Genomic DNA, 20,058 nt, shown 5'->3' with positions numbered 1-20,058 from the left:
TCGGGCGGGATGCGACGCGCATCCTGACATCGGTTTTCAGGCTGGGTCGGGGAAATCCCCGGCCCAGCCGAACCTGTCTTGAAAGGGGCATCTTCCGGCCCCGGGCCCGGGTGCCCCTTTCAAGGCGCGGTTCCAGATTCGGGAGCCCCTCCGGTGGGACGGGGGGCATGAATGGGATCTGACCCCCTTATCGCAATAGGCGCGCGCCCGTGGCCCCGACGGACCCGCGCCAGCGACACGAGAAAAAGGTGACGACGCACATGGCGCAAGCTTACGTTGGCCAGAAACGCATCCGCCGCTATTACGGCAAGATCCGCGAAGTCCTGGATATGCCGAACCTCATCGAGGTTCAGAAATCCTCTTACGACCTGTTCCTGAAGTCCGGCGATGCGGACAAGCCGCTGGACGGCGAAGGGATTCAGGGGACGTTCCAGTCGGTGTTCCCGATCAAGGACTTCAACGAGACGGCGGTTCTGGAATTCGTGAAATACGAGCTGGAAAAGCCCAAATACGATGTGGACGAGTGCCAGCAGCGCGACATGACCTATGCGGCGCCCCTGAAGGTGACGCTGCGCCTGATCGTGTTCGATGTCGATGAGACCACCGGCGCGCGGTCGGTGAAGGACATCAAGGAACAGGACGTCTATATGGGCGACATGCCCCTGATGACGTCGAACGGCACGTTCATCGTGAACGGGACGGAGCGGGTCATCGTGTCCCAGATGCACCGGTCGCCCGGCGTGTTCTTTGACCATGACAAGGGCAAGACGCATTCCAGCGGCAAGCTTCTGTTCACATGCCGGATCATTCCCTATCGCGGGTCCTGGCTGGATTTCGAATTCGACGCCAAGGACATCGTGTTCGCGCGCATCGACCGCCGCCGCAAGCTGCCGGTGACGACGCTGCTTTATGCGCTGGGCATGGATCAGGAAGGCATCATGGATGCCTATTACGACACCGTGTCCTTCAAGCATGTGAAGAACAAGGGCTGGGTGACCAAGTTCTTCCCGAACCGCGTGTCGGGCACGCGGCCGACCTATGACCTCGTGGATGCCGCCACGGGCGAGGTGATCCTGAAGGCGGGCGACAAGGCCACGCCGCGGATGGTGAAGAAGTGGAAGGATGAGGGCAAGGTGACGGAACTGCTGGTTCCGTTCGACCACATCATCGGCCGCTATGTCGCCAAGGACATCATCAACGAAGAGACGGGCGAAATCTGGGTCGAAGCCGGTGACGAGCTGACCATGGATTACGACCGCGACGGCGCGCCGAAGGGCGGGACGGTCAAGCTGTTGCTGGATCAGGGGATCACCGAGATCCCGGTGCTGGACATCGACAATGTCAATGTCGGCCCCTACATGCGCAACACGATGGCCGCCGACAAGAACATGGGCCGCGACACCGCGCTGATGGACATCTATCGCGTGATGCGCCCGGGCGAGCCGCCGACCGTGGAAGCGGCAAGCGCGCTGTTCGACACGCTGTTCTTCGACAAGGAACGCTATGACCTGTCCGCCGTGGGCCGGGTCAAGATGAACATGCGTCTGGACCTTCAGAAGCCCGACACCCAGCGCACGCTGGACCGCGAGGACATCATCGCCTGCATCAAGGCGCTGTGCGACCTGCGCGACGGGCGGGGCGAGATCGACGATATCGACCACCTCGGCAACCGCCGTGTCCGGTCGGTCGGCGAGTTGATGGAGAACCAGTATCGCGTCGGCCTGCTGCGCATGGAGCGCGCGATCAAGGAGCGGATGTCGTCGGTGGAAATCGACACGATCATGCCGCAGGACCTGATCAACGCGAAGCCTGCCGCTGCGGCCGTGCGCGAATTCTTCGGGTCGTCGCAGCTGTCGCAGTTCATGGACCAGACCAACCCGCTGTCGGAAGTCACCCACAAGCGCCGTCTGTCGGCGCTTGGGCCGGGCGGTCTGACGCGGGAACGTGCGGGCTTTGAAGTGCGCGACGTGCACCCGACCCATTACGGCCGGATGTGCCCCATCGAGACGCCGGAAGGCCAGAACATCGGCCTGATCAACTCGCTGGCCACCTTTGCCCGCGTGAACAAGTACGGCTTCATCGAGACGCCGTATCGCAAGGTGGTGGACGCCAAGGTGACCGACGAGGTCGTCTATATGTCGGCCACGGAGGAGATGCGGCACACGGTGGCGCAGGCCAACGCGAACCAGGATGGCGAGGGCAAGTTCCTTGACGACCTGATCTCCAGCCGGAAGGCCGGGGAATTCATGCTGAACCCGCCGGAAGCCATCGACCTGATCGACGTTTCGCCGAAGCAGTTGGTTTCGGTCGCGGCTTCGCTGATCCCGTTCCTTGAGAACGACGACGCGAACCGCGCGCTGATGGGGTCCAACATGCAGCGTCAGGCGGTGCCGCTGCTGCAATCGGATGCGCCCTTCGTCGGGACGGGGATCGAGGCCGTGGTGGCCCGCGATTCCGGTGCCGCGATCATGGCGCGGCGGTCGGGCGTGATCGACCAGGTGGATGCGACGCGTATCGTTGTGCGCGCGACGGAACTTCTGGAACCCGGCGAGCCGGGCGTGGACATCTATCGTCTGCGGAAGTTCAAGCGTTCCAACCAGTCGTCCTGCATCAACCAGCGTCCGCTGGTGAAGGTGGGCGACCGGGTGGAGCGCGGCGAGGTGATCGCCGACGGGCCTTGCACGGACATGGGCGAACTGGCCCTTGGCCGGAACGTCGTCGTGGCCTTCATGCCGTGGAATGGCTACAACTACGAGGACTCCATCCTCATTTCCGAGCGTATCCTGCGGGACGACGTGTTCACCTCGATCCATATCGAGGAATACGAGGTCGCGGCGCGGGATACCAAGCTGGGCCCGGAAGAGATCACGCGGGATATCCCGAACGTGGGCGAAGAGGCGCTGCGCAACCTTGATGAGGCGGGCATCGTCTATATCGGGGCGGAAGTGCAGCCGGGCGACATCCTTGTGGGCAAGATCACCCCCAAGGGCGAAAGCCCGATGACGCCGGAAGAGAAGCTGCTGCGCGCCATCTTTGGCGAGAAGGCTTCGGATGTGCGGGATACGTCGCTGCGCCTGCCGCCGGGGGCCTATGGCACCGTGGTGGAAGTGCGGGTGTTCAACCGGCATGGCGTGGACAAGGACGAGCGCGCGTTGCAGATCGAGCGCGAGGAAGTGGAACGTCTGGCGCGGGACCGCGACGACGAGCTGGCGATCCTTGAGCGCAACATCTATTCGCGCCTGAAGACGCTGATCATGGGCAAGACCGCGGTGAAGGGGCCGAAAGGCATCAAGACCGGGTCCACCATCGACGACGAGTTGCTGGGCACGCTGTCGCGCGGCCAGTGGTGGCAGCTTGCGCTGGGTGAAGAGGCCGAGGCGAAGGAAGTCGAGGCGCTGCACGATCAGTTCGAGGCGCAGAAGCGCGCGCTGGAGCACCGATTCGAGGACAAGGTCGAAAAGGTGCGCCGGGGCGACGATCTGCCTCCGGGCGTGATGAAGATGGTCAAGGTCTTTGTCGCGGTGAAGCGCAAGTTGCAGCCGGGCGACAAGATGGCCGGGCGTCACGGGAACAAGGGCGTCATCTCCAAGGTCGTGCCGATCGAGGACATGCCGTTCCTGGCCGATGGCACGCCGGTTGACCTTGTGCTGAACCCGCTGGGGGTGCCGTCGCGGATGAACGTGGGGCAGATCCTGGAAACCCATATGGGTTGGGCGGCACGGGGCCTTGGCCTTCAGATCGACGAGGCTCTGAAGGAGTATCGTCGGTCGGGCGACCTGACCCCGGTGCGCGAGGCGATGCGCATCGCCTATGGCGACGACACCTATGGCGAGGTCTTCTCGGGCCTTGAGGAAGAGGACCTGCTGGAGAAGGCGTCCTATGTGACGCGCGGCGTGCCGATCGCGACGCCGGTCTTCGACGGCGCGAAGGAGCAGGACGTCAATGACGCGCTGCGCCGGGCCGGGTTCGACCAGTCGGGCCAGTCGGAGGTGTTCGATGGCCGTTCGGGCGAGAAATTCGCGCGGAAGGTCACCGTCGGCGTGAAGTACATGCTGAAGCTGCACCACCTTGTCGATGACAAGCTGCATGCCCGTTCGACGGGGCCGTACTCCCTTGTCACCCAGCAGCCGCTGGGCGGGAAGGCGCAGTTCGGCGGTCAGCGTCTGGGGGAGATGGAGGTCTGGGCCCTGGAAGCCTATGGCGCCGCCTATACCCTGCAAGAGATGCTGACGGTGAAGTCGGACGACGTGGCCGGCCGGACGAAGGTCTACGAGTCGATCGTCAAGGGCGAGGACAATTTCGAAGCGGGCGTTCCCGAGAGCTTCAACGTGCTCGTCAAGGAAGTCCGCGGCCTCGGCCTGAACATGGAACTCCTGGATGCGGAGGAGGAGTGACGGAAAGGCGGGGTGAACCCCGCCCGACTGTCCTTCGGCATGGCGGGGTGAACCCCGCCATGCGCCCCTTCCCCGCAGCCCTCACCTTAGGGAATTGAAATGAACCAGGAACTGACCAACAACCCGTTCAACCCGGTTGCCCCGATCAAGACCTTTGACGAGATCAAGATCTCTCTGGCTTCGCCCGAGCGGATCCTGTCTTGGTCCTATGGCGAGATCAAGAAGCCGGAAACGATCAACTACCGGACCTTCAAGCCGGAACGTGACGGCCTGTTCTGCGCCCGCATCTTCGGGCCGATCAAGGACTATGAATGCCTTTGCGGCAAGTACAAGCGCATGAAATATCGCGGCGTCGTCTGCGAGAAATGCGGTGTGGAAGTGACGCTGCAAAAGGTGCGGCGCGAGCGGATGGGCCATATCGAACTGGCCGCCCCCGTGGCGCATATCTGGTTCCTGAAATCGCTGCCCAGCCGCATCGGCCTGATGCTGGACATGACGCTGCGCGATCTGGAACGCATCCTTTACTTTGAAAACTATGTCGTCATCGAGCCCGGTCTGACGGACCTGACCTATGGCCAGCTTCTGACCGAGGAAGAGTTCCTGGATGCGCAGGACCAGTATGGCGCGGATGCCTTCACGGCCAATATCGGGGCCGAGGCGATCCGCGAGATGCTGGCGGCGATTGATCTGGAACAGACTGCCGACACGCTGCGCGAGGAGCTGAAGGAAGCCACGGGCGAGCTGAAGCCGAAGAAGATCATCAAGCGGCTGAAGATCGTGGAGAGCTTCCTCGAGTCGGGCAACCGGCCCGAGTGGATGGTTCTGACCGTGCTGCCGGTGATCCCGCCGGAACTGCGCCCGCTGGTGCCGCTGGACGGGGGCCGCTTTGCGACGTCCGACCTGAACGACCTGTATCGCCGGGTTATCAACCGGAACAACCGTCTGAAGCGGCTGATCGAGTTGCGTGCGCCCGATATCATCGTGCGGAACGAAAAGCGGATGCTGCAAGAGGCGGTGGACGCGCTGTTTGACAACGGCCGTCGCGGCCGCGTGATCACGGGCACCAACAAGCGCCCGCTGAAATCGCTGTCCGACATGCTGAAGGGCAAGCAGGGCCGGTTCCGCCAGAACCTGCTGGGCAAGCGCGTGGACTTTTCGGGCCGTTCGGTCATCGTGACCGGGCCGGAACTGAAGCTGCACCAGTGCGGGCTGCCGAAGAAGATGGCGCTGGAGCTGTTCAAGCCGTTCATCTATTCGCGGCTTGAGGCGAAGGGGCTTTCCAGCACCGTCAAGCAGGCGAAGAAGCTGGTGGAGAAGGAGCGGCCGGAGGTCTGGGATATCCTGGACGAGGTCATCCGCGAACATCCCGTGCTGCTGAACCGCGCGCCGACGCTGCACCGTCTGGGCATCCAGGCCTTTGAGCCGATCCTGATCGAAGGCAAGGCGATCCAGCTTCACCCGCTGGTCTGTTCGGCCTTCAACGCCGACTTCGACGGCGACCAGATGGCGGTTCACGTGCCGCTTTCGCTGGAAGCGCAACTGGAAGCGCGCGTCCTGATGATGTCCACGAACAACGTGCTGTCGCCGGCCAACGGCGCGCCGATCATCGTGCCGTCGCAGGACATGGTTCTGGGCCTTTACTACGTCACCATGGAACGCAAGGGCATGGTGGGTGAGGGCAAGATCTTCTCCGATATCGACGAGGTGGAACATGCGCTGGCGGCGGGAGAGGTGCATCTGCACGCCTCCATCACCGCGCGCATCCGCCAGATCGACGACGAGGGCAACGAAGTCTGGAAGCGCTACAAGACGACCCCCGGTCGTCTGCGTCTGGGCAACCTGCTGCCGTTGAACGCGAAGGCGCCGTTCGAGCTTGTGAACCGTCTGCTGCGGAAGAAGGACGTGCAGGCTGTCATCGACACCGTCTATCGCTATTGCGGGCAGAAGGAATCGGTCATCTTCTGCGACCAGATCATGGGTCTGGGCTTCCGCGAGGCGTTCAAGGCGGGCATCTCGTTCGGCAAGGACGACATGCTTATTCCGGAAACCAAGTGGAGCATCGTGAACGAGGTTCGCGATCAGGTGAAGGAATTCGAACAGCAGTACATGGACGGCCTGATCACCCAGGGCGAGAAGTACAACAAGGTTGTCGATGCCTGGTCGAAATGTTCTGACAAGGTGGCGGCAGAGATGATGGCCGAGATTTCGGCCGTCCGGTTCGACGATGCAGGCGCCGAGAGGGAGCCGAATTCCGTCTATATGATGAGCCACTCGGGCGCGCGGGGTTCGCCGGCGCAGATGAAGCAGCTTGGCGGGATGCGCGGCCTGATGGCCAAGCCGTCGGGCGAGATCATCGAGACGCCGATCATCTCGAACTTCAAGGAAGGTCTGACCGTTCTTGAATACTTCAACTCCACCCACGGGGCGCGGAAAGGTCTGGCCGATACGGCGCTGAAGACCGCGAACTCGGGCTATCTGACGCGGCGTCTGGTGGACGTTGCGCAGGATTGCATCGTGCGCGTCCATGACTGCGGCACCGAGCGGGCGATCACGGCGGAAACCGCCGTGAACGACGGTGAGGTTGTGCAGTCGCTGGCCGAGCGGGTGCTGGGTCGCGTGGCGGCAGACGATATCCTTGTCCCCGGTGGCGATGAGGTGATCGTGGCGCGCGGCGAGGTGATCGACGAACGCCGGGCCGATGCCATCGACCAGGCGGGCGTGCAGGTTGCGCGTATCCGCAGCCCGCTGACCTGCGAGGCGGAAGAGGGCGTCTGCGCGATGTGCTATGGCCGCGACCTGGCGCGCGGCACGCTGGTGAACATCGGCGAGGCGGTCGGCATCATCGCCGCCCAGTCGATCGGGGAACCCGGCACGCAGCTTACGATGCGGACCTTCCACATCGGCGGCATCGCGCAGGGGGGGCAGCAGTCCTTCCTGGAAGCGTCGCAAGAGGGCAAGATCGAGTTCCGCAACGGCAACCTGCTGACCAATGCCAATGGCGAGCAGATCGTCATCGGGCGGAACATGTCCATCGCCATCATCGACGAGGCGGGCAGCGAGCGCGCCGTCCACAAGGTGGGCTATGGTGCGAAGGTCCATGCGAAGGACGGTCAGGCGGTTAAGCGCGGGACCAAGCTCTTTGAATGGGACCCCTACACGCTGCCGATCATCGCCGAAAAGGGCGGTGTGGCGAAGTTCGTCGATCTGATCTCGGGCCTGTCGGTGCGGGAAGAGACGGACGAAGCCACGGGCATGACGCAGAAGATCGTGTCGGACTGGCGGTCGGCGCCCAAGGGCAGTGACCTGAAGCCCGAGATCATCATCATGGACCCGGCGACGGGGGAACCGGTGCGGGCCGACAATGGCAACCCGATCACCTATCCGATGTCGGTGGACGCCATCCTGTCGGTCGAGGATCAGCAGGAGGTTCGCCCCGGCGACGTGGTGGCGCGTATCCCGCGCGAAGGTGCCAAGACCAAGGACATCACCGGGGGTCTGCCCCGCGTGGCGGAACTGTTCGAGGCCCGTCGTCCGAAGGATCACGCGATCATCGCGGAAACCGACGGCTATGTGCGCTTCGGCAAGGACTACAAGAACAAGCGCCGCATCACGGTGGAGCCTGTTGACGAGACCCTGACGCCGATCGAGTACATGATCCCGAAGGGCAAGCACATCCCGGTGCAGGAAGGCGACTTCGTGCAGAAGGGCGACTACATCATGGACGGCAACCCCGCGCCGCATGACATCCTGCGCATCATGGGTGTCGAGGCGCTGGCCAACTACATGATCGACGAGGTGCAGGACGTCTATCGCTTGCAGGGCGTGAAGATCAACGACAAGCATATTGAAGTGATCGTGCGCCAGATGCTGCAAAAGCTGGAAATCCTCGACAGCGGGGATACCACGCTGCTGAAGGGCGAACAGGTGGAGCGCATCGAACTGGAAGAGGAGAACGCCAAGGCGCGGGCGCGTGGCCTGCGCGAGGCGAAGGCCGAGCCGGTTCTGCTGGGCATCACCAAGGCGTCGTTGCAGACCCGCAGCTTCATCTCGGCGGCGTCCTTCCAGGAGACGACCCGCGTGCTGACCGAGGCTTCGGTTCAGGGCAAGCGCGACAAGCTGGTCGGTCTGAAGGAGAACGTGATCGTGGGCCGCCTGATCCCGGCAGGGACGGGTGGCGCGACGAGCCGCGTCAAGAAGATCGCGTCGGATCGCGACCAGAACGTCATCGAGGCCCGCCGGTCGGAGGCGGAACATGCCGCCGTTCTGGCTGCACCGATGGATGTGGTCGATCTGGGCGAGGCGGAGTCGGGGCTGGCGGATTTCGACAGCCGCGATTGATCGCCGAAGGCAAAGAGGAAAGGGCCGTCGCGGAAACGCGGCGGCCCTTTCGCATTGAAGATGTGTGGTTGGCTGCTAGGCTGCGGGCCGGTGCGCGTGCGAGGGAGGCCGGGATGGACGAGGCAGCGGGTGACGGACCCGTGATGCAGGTGCTGGGCTTGTGCCGCTTTTCCGTGCCGAGCCTTGGCGGGTTTCAGGTGGAACATGACAGCATCGAGGCGCGGCGGGCGATGCTGTATGACCCCGCGCGGCTGGAGGAGCGGACGGTCTGGTTCGAACATGTGACGCTGCCGTCGATCCGGGCGCAGCGGGACGGGGATTTCACCTTCGTCGTGCTGGTGGGCGAGGATCTGCCCGATCCCTGGCGGTCGCGGCTGGAGGCGCTGGTGGCGGGCGTGCCGCAGGCACGGCTTGTGGCGGCCCCGCCCGGACATCACCGCCGCATCTGCGCCGAGGCGATGCGGGCGCAGGTCGATCCGGGGGCCGGTCTGGTGGCGGAGTTCCGGCTGGATGACGATGATGCGGTGGCCGTGGATTTCGTGGAGCGGGTGCGGGACGAGGGAAGGGCCCTGCTGCCGCAGTTCCGCAAGCATGGCGTTGCGGCGCTGGATTTCTCGCGGGGGGTGGTGCTGGAGGTGACGGAAGCGGGGCCGGTCGTGGTGCCGCGGCGGGCGCTGCTCTGGACACCGGCGCTGGCGGTGTTAACGAAGGTGGAGGCGGAGGCGCGCATCCTCGACCATCCGCATCACAAGCTGTGGAAGACCATGCCGACGCTGACCCTGCCCGATGAGGTGATGTTCCTGCGCGGGGCACATGGCGGCAATGACAGCCATATCGCGAAGGAGCCGCCCGCCTGGGACCTGCCGCGCGACCGCTGGGCGCCGCTGTTGAAGCGGCGGTTCGGGATCGACCTGCCGGGGTTCGAGGCGGCTTTGGCGGGGCTGCGGTGACGGACTGATGCCCCTGTCTGACAATCTGCGCGGCGCGATCTACATGAATGTCGCCATGGCGGCCTTCACCCTGAACGATACGGCGATGAAGGCGGTGATGCAGCATCTGCCGCTGTGGCAGGCCATCGCGCTGCGGGGGATGCTGACGCTGGGGCCGCTGCTGCTGATCGGGCATCTGACGGGGGGGCTGCGGCTGCGCTTTCCGCCCGGTGTGGGGCGGATCGTGGGGTTGCGGTCGGTGGCGGAGGTGGCATCGACGCTGCTGTTCCTGGCGGCGCTGATCCATATGCCGCTGGCGAACCTGTCGGCGATCCTGCAATCGCTGCCGCTTGCGGTGACGCTGGCCGCCGCGCTGTTTCTGGGCGAGCGGGTCGGCTGGCGGCGGCTGTCGGCGATCCTTGTGGGGTTTCTGGGCGTGCTGATCATCATCCGGCCGGGACCGGAGGGGTTTGACCACTGGTCGCTGATGGGGCTCGCGTCGGTCGCCTGCGTGGTGGTGCGGGACCTGACGACGCGGTCCCTGCCGCGCGACGTGCCCTCGGCCAGTGTGGCGGTGATGGGGTCGGCGGCGGTGACGGCGACGGCGCTGGTGCTGTCGCCGCTGTCGGGCTGGGTGATGCCGACGGTGGCCGAGATGGGGCTGATCGTGATGGCGGCGGGCTGTCTGGTGGCGGGCTATATGTTCGTCATCATGGTGATGCGGGTGGGGGATATCGGCTTTGTCGCCCCGTTCCGCTATACCGCGCTGCTCTGGGCAATCGTGTTGGGCTGGCTGGCCTTCGGGACGCTGCCGGATGGGTTGACGTTGCTGGGCGCGGGGCTGGTGGTGGGATCGGGCATCTTCACCCTGTGGCGCGAGCGGAAGGTGAAGGTCCGAGTGGCCACGGGGGATGCCCCCTAGCGGGCGTTGACATCCCCGGCGACTCCCCCTATACGCCCGCTACCTGAGTGCTGGCCCCTATGGGAGTCGGCCTTCGGATATCGAAAAGTGAGTGGTCATGATCCGGGCCATGTGCCCCGATCCTCTGGAATTCCACCGCGTCGTCCCCGGACGGGGACGCATGCGGTTTTGGTGTTTTGCGATCCGCGCAGGGCATCAGTCGAGAAGCAGCGCGTCGAGGTTCGGCGCGAGTATTGACAACAGCCCAGGACGGGCAAATCGAGGTAGTTGAATGCCGACGATCCAACAGCTGATCCGCAAGCCGCGGGAAGCGAAAGTCAGAAGGTCCAAGTCGCAGCACTTGGAATCCTGCCCGCAGAAGCGTGGTGTCTGCACCCGCGTCTATACCACGACCCCGAAGAAGCCGAACTCCGCCATGCGGAAGGTCGCCAAGGTGCGCCTGACCAACGGTTTCGAGGTGATCAGCTACATTCCCGGCGAAAAGCACAACCTTCAGGAACACTCTGTCGTCCTGATCCGTGGCGGCCGCGTGAAAGACCTTCCCGGTGTGCGCTACCACATCCTGCGCGGTGTTCTGGATACCCAGGGCGTCAAAGATCGTCGTCAGCGTCGTTCGAAATACGGCGCGAAGCGTCCGAAGTGAGGAGCTGAGAGATGTCCCGCCGTCACGCCGCAGAAAAGCGCGAAATCCTGCCCGACGCCAAATATGGCGATCGCGTGCTGACCAAGTTCATGAACAACCTGATGCTGGACGGAAAGAAATCCGTCGCGGAATCGATCGTCTATGGCGCGCTTGAGCGCGTCCAGTCGCGCCTGAAGCGCGAACCGATCCAGGCCTTCCACGAAGCGCTGGACAATGTGAAGCCGTCGGTCGAAGTCCGGTCGCGCCGCGTTGGTGGTGCGACCTATCAGGTTCCGGTCGAAGTGCGGACCGAGCGTCGCGAAGCGCTGGCGATCCGCTGGCTGATCACCGCCGCCCGCAAGCGCAACGAGAACACGATGGAAGAACGGCTTGCCGCCGAACTGGCCGATGCGGTGAACAACCGCGGCACCGCCGTGAAGAAGCGTGAAGACACCCACAAGATGGCCGACGCGAACAAAGCGTTCAGCCATTATCGCTGGTAAGGGATCACCATGGCACGCGAATATCCGCTCGATCGCTACCGCAACTTCGGGATCATTGCCCATATCGACGCGGGCAAGACCACGACTTCGGAACGCATCCTCTACTACACCGGCAAGTCCCACAAGATCGGCGAAGTCCATGACGGCGCCGCCACGATGGACTGGATGGAGCAGGAACAGGAACGCGGCATCACGATCACTTCGGCTGCCACGACCACGTTCTGGAACCGCCAGACCGACCCCGGTCAGGATACCTCGGACAAGTCGAAGAAGTTCCGCTTCAACATCATCGACACCCCCGGCCACGTGGACTTCACCATCGAGGTGGAGCGTTCGCTGGCCGTGCTGGACGGCGCGGTGGTTCTGCTGGACGGCAACGCCGGCGTGGAACCGCAGACCGAAACCGTGTGGCGTCAGGCTGACCGCTACAAGGTTCCGCGGATCGTGTTCGTCAACAAGATGGACAAGACCGGCGCGGATTTCTTCAAATGCGTGCGCATGATCAAGGACCGGACCGGCGCGAATGCTGTGCCGGTGGCCCTGCCGATCGGCGCGGAAGACAAGCTGGAAGGCATCATCGACCTCGTGACCATGGAAGAATGGGTCTATGAGGGCGAAGACCTGGGCGCATCCTGGGTACGTCAGCCGATCCGCGACAGCCTTAAGGCCGAAGCGGATGAATGGCGGATGAACCTGGTGGAAACCGCGGTCGGTCAGGATGACGCCGCGATGGAAGCCTATCTGGAAGGCAATGAACCCGATCCGGACACGCTGCGCGCGCTGATCCGCAAGGCGACGCTGGCCATCGACTTCATCCCGGTCTTTGCGGGCTCTGCCTTCAAGAACAAGGGTGTGCAGCCGCTGCTGAACGCCGTGATCGACTATCTGCCCTCGCCGCTGGACGTGCCGCCCTATATGGGCTTTGCGCCGGGCGACGAGACGGAAACCCGCAACATCGCGCGGTCGGCGGATGATGGTCAGCCCTTCTCGGGCCTCGCGTTCAAGATCATGAACGACCCCTTCGTCGGATCCCTGACCTTCACCCGGATCTATTCGGGCAAGCTGGCCAAGGGCGATGCGATGCTGAACGCGACCAAGCAGCGCAAGGAACGTGTCGGCCGGATGATGATGATGCACGCCATCGAGCGTGAGGAAATCACTGAAGCCTTCGCGGGCGACATCATCGCGCTGGGCGGCCTGAAAGAGACCACCACCGGTGACACGCTGTGCGATCCGGCGGCCCCCGTCGTTCTGGAAACCATGACCTTCCCGGTCCCGGTGATCGAGATCGCGGTGGAACCGAAGACCAAGGCCGACCAGGAGAAGATGGGCATCGCTCTGGCCCGTCTGGCCGCGGAAGACCCGTCCTTCCGGGTGGAGACCGACCTCGAAAGCGGTCAGACCATCATGAAGGGCATGGGCGAACTTCACCTCGACATCCTGGTGGACCGCATGCGTCGCGAGTTCAAGGTCGAGGCGAATATCGGTGCGCCGCAGGTGGCCTATCGCGAGACGATCTCGCGCGAGCATGAGATCGACTACACGCACAAGAAGCAGACCGGCGGTACGGGCCAGTTTGCGCGCGTGAAGCTGATCATCACGCCGACGGAGCCGGGCGAAGGCTATTCCTTCGAGTCGAAGATCGTCGGTGGTGCGGTGCCGAAGGAATACATCCCGGGTGTCGAGAAGGGCATCAAGTCGGTGATGGATTCGGGTCCGCTGGCAGGCTTCCCTGTGATCGACTTCAAGGTGCAGCTGGTTGACGGCGCGTTCCATGACGTGGACTCCTCGGTCCTCGCCTTCGAGATCGCGGCGCGGGCTGCGATGCGCGAAGGTCTGAAGAAGGCCGGCGCGAAGCTTCTGGAACCGATCATGAAGGTCGAAGTCGTGACGCCCGAGGAATATACGGGCGGCGTGATCGGCGACCTGACCTCGCGTCGGGGCATGATCAACGGGCAGGACAGCCGCGGCAACGCGAATGTCATCGCCGCGATGGTTCCGCTGGCGAACATGTTCGGCTACATCAACCAGCTTCGTTCGATGACCTCGGGCCGGGCGGTGTTCTCGATGGAGTTCGACCATTACGACACCGTTCCGGAAAACCTGAGCCAGGAAATCCAGAAGAAATACGCATAAGGGCGGTGCGTGCGAAAGCACGCACCCTACCACCCCCCGTAGGGTGCGTGCTGGCACGCACCGTCACCGAAACAGGAGGCCATCATGGCAAAGGCAAAGTTTGAACGGACGAAACCGCACGTCAACATCGGCACGATCGGCCACGTTGACCACGGCAAGACGACGCTGACGGCGGCGATCACGAAGTATTTCGGCGAATTCCGCGCCTATGACCAGATCGACGGCGCGCCGGAAGAGCGTGCGCGCGGCATCACGATCTCGACCGCGCATGTGGAATACGAGACGGACGCGCGTCACTACGCCCATGTGGACTGCCCCGGCCACGCCGACTATGTGAAGAACATGATCACGGGTGCGGCGCAGATGGACGGCGCGATCCTGGTCTGCGCCGCCTCGGACGGCCCGATGCCGCAGACGCGCGAGCATATCCTGCTCGGCCGTCAGGTGGGCATCCCCTACATGGTCGTCTACATGAACAAGATCGACCTCGTGGACGATGAGGAACTGCTGGAACTGGTGGAGATGGAGCTGCGCGAGCTGCTGTCCTCCTACGACTATCCCGGCGACGATATCCCGATCATCAAGGGCTCTGCCCACCAGGCGATGATCGGCGAGCGCAAGGATATCGGGGAAGACTCGATCCGCGCGCTGATGGCGGCGGTTGACAGCTACATCCCGACCCCGGCGCGTGCGGTGGATCAGCCCTTCCTGATGCCGATCGAAGACGTGTTCTCGATCTCGGGCCGCGGGACGGTTGTGACCGGCCGTGTGGAGCGTGGCGTGATCAACGTTGGCGACGAAGTGGAGATCGTGGGCATCCGCGACACCAAGAAGTCGGTCTGCACGGGTGTGGAGATGTTCCGCAAGCTGCTGGATCGTGGCGAGGCGGGCGACAACGTCGGCGTCCTGCTGCGCGGCATCGACCGTGACGGCGTGGAGCGTGGGCAGGTGCTGTGCAAGCCGAAGTCGGTGAACCCGCACACCCATTTCGAAGCCGAGGCCTATATCCTGACGAAGGAAGAAGGCGGCCGTCACACGCCGTTCTTCGCGAACTACCGCCCGCAGTTCTACTTCCGCACGACGGACGTGACCGGGACGGTGAAGCTGCCGGAAGGCACCGAGATGGTGATGCCGGGCGACAACCTGAAGTTCGAGGTGGAGCTGATCGCCCCGATCGCGATGGAAGAGAAGCTGCGCTTCGCCATCCGTGAAGGCGGCCGCACCGTCGGCGCCGGCGTCGTGTCGAAGATCATCAAGTGATGTGATCGGTGGGGCGGGGAGACCCCCGCCCTACGAGAGAAAGACCGCCGGGGGGGCGGAAAAGCCCCTCCGGCGAAACGCAATCGCAATGTGAACCTATGGGCCGGAGGATCCGGCCTACGTTCCGAAGGAAAAGAAGATGCAAGGTCAAACCATCCGCATCCGGCTGAAAGCCTTCGATTACCGCGTTCTGGATGCCAGCACGCAGGAAATCGTGAGCACGGCCAAGCGGACCGGCGCGCAGGTGCGCGGCCCGATCCCGCTGCCCAACAAGATCGAGAAGTTCACGGTTCTCCGTGGTCCGCACATCGACAAGAAGTCGCGCGACCAGTGGGAAATCCGGACGCATAAGCGTCTTCTCGACATCGTCGATCCGACCCCGCAGACCGTGGACGCGCTGATGAAGCTCGACCTCGCGGCCGGCGTGGATGTCGAGATCAAGGTCTGAGGAGGGCATGACCATGCGCTCTGGCGTTATCGCAAAGAAGCTGGGCATGACCCGGCTGTTCCTGGAGAATGGGGCACAGGTTCCCGTGACCGTTCTTCAACTCGACAATCTTCAGGTCGTGGCGCAGCGCACCGCCGACAAGGATGGCTATACGGCCGTCCAGCTCGGCGCCGGTGCGGCCAAGGCCAAGCGGACCACTGCCGCGCAGCGGGGCCATTTCGCCAAGGCGAATGTGGAGCCCAAGCGCAAGATCGCGGAATTCCGCGTGACCCCGGACAACCTGATCGACGTGGGCGCGGAGATCACCGCCGACCATTACCTCGCCGGTCAGTTCGTGGACATCGCCGGTACCTCGATCGGTAAAGGCTTTGCCGGTGCGATGAAGCGGCACAATTTCGGCGGTCTGCGCGCCTCGCACGGCGTGTCGATCAGCCACCGCTCGCACGGGTCCACGGGCCAGTGCCAGGACCCCGGCAAGGTGTTCAAGGGCAAGAAGATGGCCGGTCATCTTGGTGCCGTCCGCGTGACCACGCAAAACCTTCAGGTCGTGCGCACGGACAGCGAGCGTGGCCTGATCATGGTGAAGGGCGCGGTCCCCGGTTCCAAGGGCGGCTGGGTCACGATCAAGGATGCGGTGAAGAAGCCCGCCCACAAGGACGCGCCGCGTCCGGCGGCGATCCGCACCGCTGCTGCTCCGGCTGCCGAAGTTGCGGTCGAAGGGGGTGAAGCATGAAACTCGATGTGATCAAGCTGGACGGCGGCAAGGCCGGTTCCATCGATCTGGACGAAGCGCTGTTCGGCCTTGAGCCGCGCGCGGACATCCTGCATCGCGTGGTGCGCTGGCAGCGTGCGAAGGCACAGGCTGGCACCCACTCGGTTCTTGGCAAGTCGGACGTGTCCTACTCGACCAAGAAGATCTATCGCCAGAAGGGCACCGGCGGCGCACGCCACGGCTCCCGTAAGGCGCCGATCTTCCGTCACGGTGGCGTCTACAAGGGCCCGACCCCGCGTAGCCACGCCCATGACCTGCCGAAGAAGTTCCGGGCCCTCGGCCTGCGTCATGCGCTTTCGGCCAAGCTGAAGGCGGGTGAACTGGTGATCGTGGACAGCCTCGCCATGGCGGAAGCCAAGACGGCGATGCTGGCCAAGACGGTCAAGGAGCGTGGCTGGAAGCGCGTGCTGATCATCGACGGTGCGGATGTTGACGCGAATTTCGCGCTGGCGGCCCGCAACATCGAGGGGATCGACGTGCTGCCGACCATCGGCGCGAATGTCTATGACATCCTGAAGCGTGACACCCTGGTGATCACGAAGGCGGGTGTCGAAGCCCTGGAGGCACGCCTGAAATGAGCGCGAAACCCGAACATTACGACCTGATCAAGAAGCCGATCATCACCGAGAAGGCCACCATGGCCAGCGAAAACGGTGCGGTCGTCTTCCAGGTGGCGATGGACGCCACCAAGCCCGCGATCAAGGAAGCCGTGGAAGCGGTCTTCGGCGTGAAGGTCAAGGCGGTGAATACCGTGGTGACCAAGGGCAAGGCGAAGAAGTTCCGCGGCCGTGCCGGCGAGCGGAGCGACAAGAAGAAGGCCTATGTGACCCTGGAGCAGGGGAACACTATCGACGTGGCCACGGGCCTCTGATAGAAGCCGCACGAATCTTGCGGCCCCGGTTTTCCGGGGCCGCGGATTTTTTGAAGAATCCGGTTCTTTTCCCATGGGATAGGGGCCGACTGCCGGGGATCTTCGGAGCCCTACAACCAACGGGATCGCAGGTGCGATCCCCTAGCTGACGGAAGACAGAGAGCATGGCACTCAAGTCGTATAAACCGACGACGCCTGGCCAGCGTGGGCTGGTTCTGATCGACCGTTCGGAGCTGTGGAAAGGACGCCCTGTCAAGGCCCTCACCGAGGGTCTGATCAAGACGGGCGGCCGGAACAACACCGGACGTGTCACGATGTGGCACAAGGGCGGCGGCGCGAAGCGCCTGTACCGCGTTGTGGATTTCAAGCGCCGCAAGTTCGACATTGCGGCGACCGTGGAGCGGATCGAATACGATCCGAACCGCACCGCCTTCATCGCGCTGGTGAAGTATGCGGATGGTGAACTGTCGTACATCCTGGCGCCGCAGCGTCTGGCAGTGGGCGATCAGGTGATCGCCGGCGCCAAGACCGACGTGAAGCCCGGCAATGCGATGCCGTTCAGCGGCATGCCGATCGGGACGATCGTGCATAACGTGGAGCTGAAGCCCGGCAAGGGCGGCCAGTTGGCGCGTGCCGCGGGCACCTATGCCCAGTTCGTCGGCCGTGATGGCGGCTATGCGCAGATCCGCCTGTCTTCGGGCGAGCTGCGGATGGTGCGTCAGGAATGCATGGCGACCATCGGTGCCGTGTCGAACCCCGACAATTCGAACCAGAACCTCGGCAAGGCCGGGCGCAAGCGCCACATGGGCGTGCGTCCGACGGTGCGCGGCGTTGCGATGAACCCGATCGACCACCCGCATGGTGGTGGTGAAGGCCGCACCTCGGGTGGCCGTCACCCGGTTACCCCCTGGGGCAAGGGCACCAAGGGCAACCGGACCCGGTCGAACAAGAAGACGGACAAGTACATCGTCCGTTCGCGTCACGCGAAGAAAGGGCGCTAATCCATGGCACGTTCTATCTGGAAGGGCCCGTTCGTCGACGCCTATGTCCTGAAGAAGGCAGAGAAGGCGCGGGAATCGGGCAAGAACGAAGTGATCAAGATCTGGTCGCGCCGTTCGACGATCCTGCCGCAATTCGTTGGTCTGACCTTTGCGGTCTACAACGGACACAAGCACATCCCCGTCAACGTCACCGAAGAGATGATCGGACAGAAGTTCGGGGAATATTCGCCGACGCGGACCTATTACGGTCACGCCGCCGACAAGAAAGCCAAGAGGAAGTAAGCCATGGGTAAGGAAAAGAATCCGCGCCGCGTGGCGGACAACGAAGCGATGGCGATTGCCCGGATGCTGCGTACCTCGCCGCAGAAACTGAACCTCGTCGCCGGGATGATCCGCGGCAAGAAGGTGGAAAAGGCCCTGGCCGATCTGACCTTCTCGAAGCGCCGCATCGCGGGTGACGTGAAGAAGTGCCTGCAATCGGCCATCGCCAATGCCGAGAACAACCATGGGCTGGACGTGGACAACCTGGTTGTCGCGGAAGCCTGGGTTGGCAAGAACCTGGTGATGAAGCGGGGCCGTCCGCGGGCCCGTGGCCGGTTCGGCAAGATCATGAAGCCGTTCAGCGAAATCACCATCAAGGTGCGTCAGACCGGGGAGTCGGCATAATGGGACAGAAGGTTAACCCCATCGGGATGCGCCTCCAGGTCAACCGGACCTGGGACAGCCGCTGGTTTGCCGAGTCGAAGGACTATGGCAATCTGCTGCTGGAAGACCTCAAGATGCGCGAGTTCATCCACGAGGAATGCAAGCAGGCCGGCGTCAGCCGCGTGATCATCGAGCGTCCGCACAAGAAGTGCCGTGTGACCATTCACACCGCGCGTCCGGGCGTGATCATCGGCAAGAAGGGTGCGGATATCGAAGGGCTGCGGAAGAAGCTGTCGGCTTTCACCGCATCCGAACTGCACCTGAACATCGTCGAGGTCCGCAAGCCGGAACTGGACGCCCAGCTGGTGGCCGAGTCGATCGCCCAGCAGATGGAGCGCCGGGTTTCGTTCCGCCGTGCGATGAAGCGCGGCGTGCAGAATGCGATGCGCATGGGCGCCCTGGGTATCCGGGTGAACGTCGCGGGTCGTCTGGGTGGTGCGGAAATCGCGCGGACCGAATGGTACCGCGAGGGCCGCGTGCCGCTGCATACGCTGCGCGCCGACATCGACTATGCGCTGTCGGAAGCCGAGACGCCCTATGGGATCATCGGCGTGAAGGTGTGGATCTTCAAGGGCGAGATCCTTGAGCATGATCCGCAGGCCCGCGACCGCCGTGCGGCGGAAGCGCAGGACGGCGCTGCGCCGCGTGCGCCGCGTCGCGACCGCGAACGCGCGTAAGGGAGTAGAAGGAAATGCTGCAACCGAAACGGACCAAGTTCCGCAAACAGCACAAGGGCCGCATCCATGGCGAAGCCAAGGGCGGTTTCCTGTTGAACTTCGGCTCCTATGCGCTGAAGGCCACGGAACCCGAGCGTGTGACGGCGCGCCAGATCGAAGCGGCCCGCCGCGCGATCACCCGCCACATGAAGCGTCAGGGCCGCGTCTGGATCCGGATTTTCCCGGACCTGCCGGTCTCGGCCAAGCCGATCGAAGTGCGTATGGGTAAGGGCAAGGGCTCGGTTGACCGCTGGGTCGCCAAGGTCAAGCCCGGCCGCATCATGTTCGAGATCGACGGGGTGAGCGACACCATCGCTCGGGAAGCCCTGCGCCTTGGCGCGATGAAGCTGCCGGTCACCACCCGCGTCGTGGCGCGCGAGGACTGGTAAGGCGCGGTGCGTGCAAGCACGCACCCTACGGTTTGGCCCCCGACGCTTGCGC

Annotated in this window: 17 protein-coding genes; all 17 read left to right on the top strand. The window is 63.7% G+C overall.

Annotation, left to right across the window (positions count from 1 at the left end):
* The first annotated feature begins 260 nt into the window (after positions 1 to 260).
* Complete coding sequence (gene rpoB, locus C0V75_RS13360) at positions 261 to 4,394, top strand: DNA-directed RNA polymerase subunit beta (protein ID WP_101921461.1); 4,134 nt, start codon at positions 261 to 263, stop codon at positions 4,392 to 4,394.
* Between the two features lie 99 nt (positions 4,395 to 4,493).
* Positions 4,494 to 8,732: a DNA-directed RNA polymerase subunit beta' gene (rpoC, locus tag C0V75_RS13355; RefSeq protein WP_101921460.1), complete on the top strand. Its 4,239-nt coding sequence runs from the start codon at positions 4,494 to 4,496 to the stop codon at positions 8,730 to 8,732.
* Positions 8,733 to 8,845: 113 nt separating this feature from the next.
* Complete coding sequence (locus C0V75_RS13350; RefSeq protein WP_101921459.1) at positions 8,846 to 9,682, top strand: glycosyltransferase; 837 nt, start codon at positions 8,846 to 8,848, stop codon at positions 9,680 to 9,682.
* A gap of 7 nt (positions 9,683 to 9,689) precedes the next feature.
* Positions 9,690 to 10,583 (top strand): DMT family transporter, encoded by an 894-nt coding sequence (locus C0V75_RS13345; protein ID WP_173861074.1) that lies wholly within the window; start codon positions 9,690 to 9,692, stop codon positions 10,581 to 10,583.
* Positions 10,584 to 10,854: 271 nt separating this feature from the next.
* Positions 10,855 to 11,226 carry a 30S ribosomal protein S12 gene (gene rpsL, locus C0V75_RS13340; protein ID WP_023667098.1) on the top strand — a complete coding sequence of 124 codons (372 nt, stop codon included), beginning with the start codon at positions 10,855 to 10,857 and terminating at the stop codon, positions 11,224 to 11,226.
* An 11-nt stretch (positions 11,227 to 11,237) separates the two neighbouring features.
* The gene (rpsG, locus tag C0V75_RS13335) at positions 11,238 to 11,708 is read left to right on the top strand and encodes a 30S ribosomal protein S7 (protein ID WP_101921458.1); all 471 of its coding nucleotides are present in this window, start codon (positions 11,238 to 11,240) and stop codon (positions 11,706 to 11,708) included.
* 9 nt (positions 11,709 to 11,717) lie between these two features.
* The gene (gene fusA / locus C0V75_RS13330) at positions 11,718 to 13,844 is read left to right on the top strand and encodes an elongation factor G (RefSeq protein WP_101921457.1); all 2,127 of its coding nucleotides are present in this window, start codon (positions 11,718 to 11,720) and stop codon (positions 13,842 to 13,844) included.
* Between the two features lie 84 nt (positions 13,845 to 13,928).
* A complete protein-coding gene (gene tuf, locus C0V75_RS13325) occupies positions 13,929 to 15,104 on the top strand; it encodes an elongation factor Tu (RefSeq protein WP_101921456.1) in 1,176 nt (391 codons plus the stop codon).
* Between the two features lie 139 nt (positions 15,105 to 15,243).
* Complete coding sequence (gene rpsJ / locus C0V75_RS13320; RefSeq protein ID WP_101921455.1) at positions 15,244 to 15,552, top strand: 30S ribosomal protein S10; 309 nt, start codon at positions 15,244 to 15,246, stop codon at positions 15,550 to 15,552.
* Between the two features lie 13 nt (positions 15,553 to 15,565).
* A complete protein-coding gene (gene rplC / locus C0V75_RS13315) occupies positions 15,566 to 16,285 on the top strand; it encodes a 50S ribosomal protein L3 (protein ID WP_101921762.1) in 720 nt (239 codons plus the stop codon).
* Positions 16,282 to 16,902, top strand: coding sequence for a 50S ribosomal protein L4 (rplD, locus tag C0V75_RS13310; protein WP_101921454.1), 621 nt, complete (start codon positions 16,282 to 16,284; stop codon positions 16,900 to 16,902). The genes rplC and rplD overlap by 4 nt, the downstream gene beginning before the upstream one ends.
* The gene (locus C0V75_RS13305; protein WP_101921453.1) at positions 16,899 to 17,195 is read left to right on the top strand and encodes a 50S ribosomal protein L23; all 297 of its coding nucleotides are present in this window, start codon (positions 16,899 to 16,901) and stop codon (positions 17,193 to 17,195) included. Before rplD ends, C0V75_RS13305 begins: the two co-directional genes overlap by 4 nt.
* Before the next feature lie 164 nt (positions 17,196 to 17,359).
* Positions 17,360 to 18,196 (top strand): 50S ribosomal protein L2, encoded by an 837-nt coding sequence (gene rplB, locus C0V75_RS13300; protein WP_101921452.1) that lies wholly within the window; start codon positions 17,360 to 17,362, stop codon positions 18,194 to 18,196.
* 3 nt (positions 18,197 to 18,199) lie between these two features.
* Complete coding sequence (gene rpsS / locus C0V75_RS13295) at positions 18,200 to 18,478, top strand: 30S ribosomal protein S19 (RefSeq protein WP_101921451.1); 279 nt, start codon at positions 18,200 to 18,202, stop codon at positions 18,476 to 18,478.
* 3 nt (positions 18,479 to 18,481) lie between these two features.
* On the top strand, positions 18,482 to 18,862 hold the full coding sequence (gene rplV, locus C0V75_RS13290; RefSeq protein ID WP_101921450.1) for a 50S ribosomal protein L22: 381 nt from the start codon (positions 18,482 to 18,484) through the stop codon (positions 18,860 to 18,862).
* Positions 18,862 to 19,578 (top strand): 30S ribosomal protein S3, encoded by a 717-nt coding sequence (rpsC, locus tag C0V75_RS13285; RefSeq protein WP_101921449.1) that lies wholly within the window; start codon positions 18,862 to 18,864, stop codon positions 19,576 to 19,578. The genes rplV and rpsC overlap by 1 nt, the downstream gene beginning before the upstream one ends.
* Positions 19,579 to 19,592: 14 nt before the next feature.
* Complete coding sequence (gene rplP / locus C0V75_RS13280) at positions 19,593 to 20,006, top strand: 50S ribosomal protein L16 (protein ID WP_101921448.1); 414 nt, start codon at positions 19,593 to 19,595, stop codon at positions 20,004 to 20,006.
* The last annotated feature ends 52 nt before the right edge of the window (positions 20,007 to 20,058 follow it).

This window comes from Tabrizicola sp. TH137, from assembly GCF_002855575.1.
Taxonomy (GTDB): domain Bacteria; phylum Pseudomonadota; class Alphaproteobacteria; order Rhodobacterales; family Rhodobacteraceae; genus Paragemmobacter.
The sequence above is the reverse complement of the archived record's forward strand: the minus strand, read 5'-3'. Positions and strand labels throughout refer to the sequence as shown.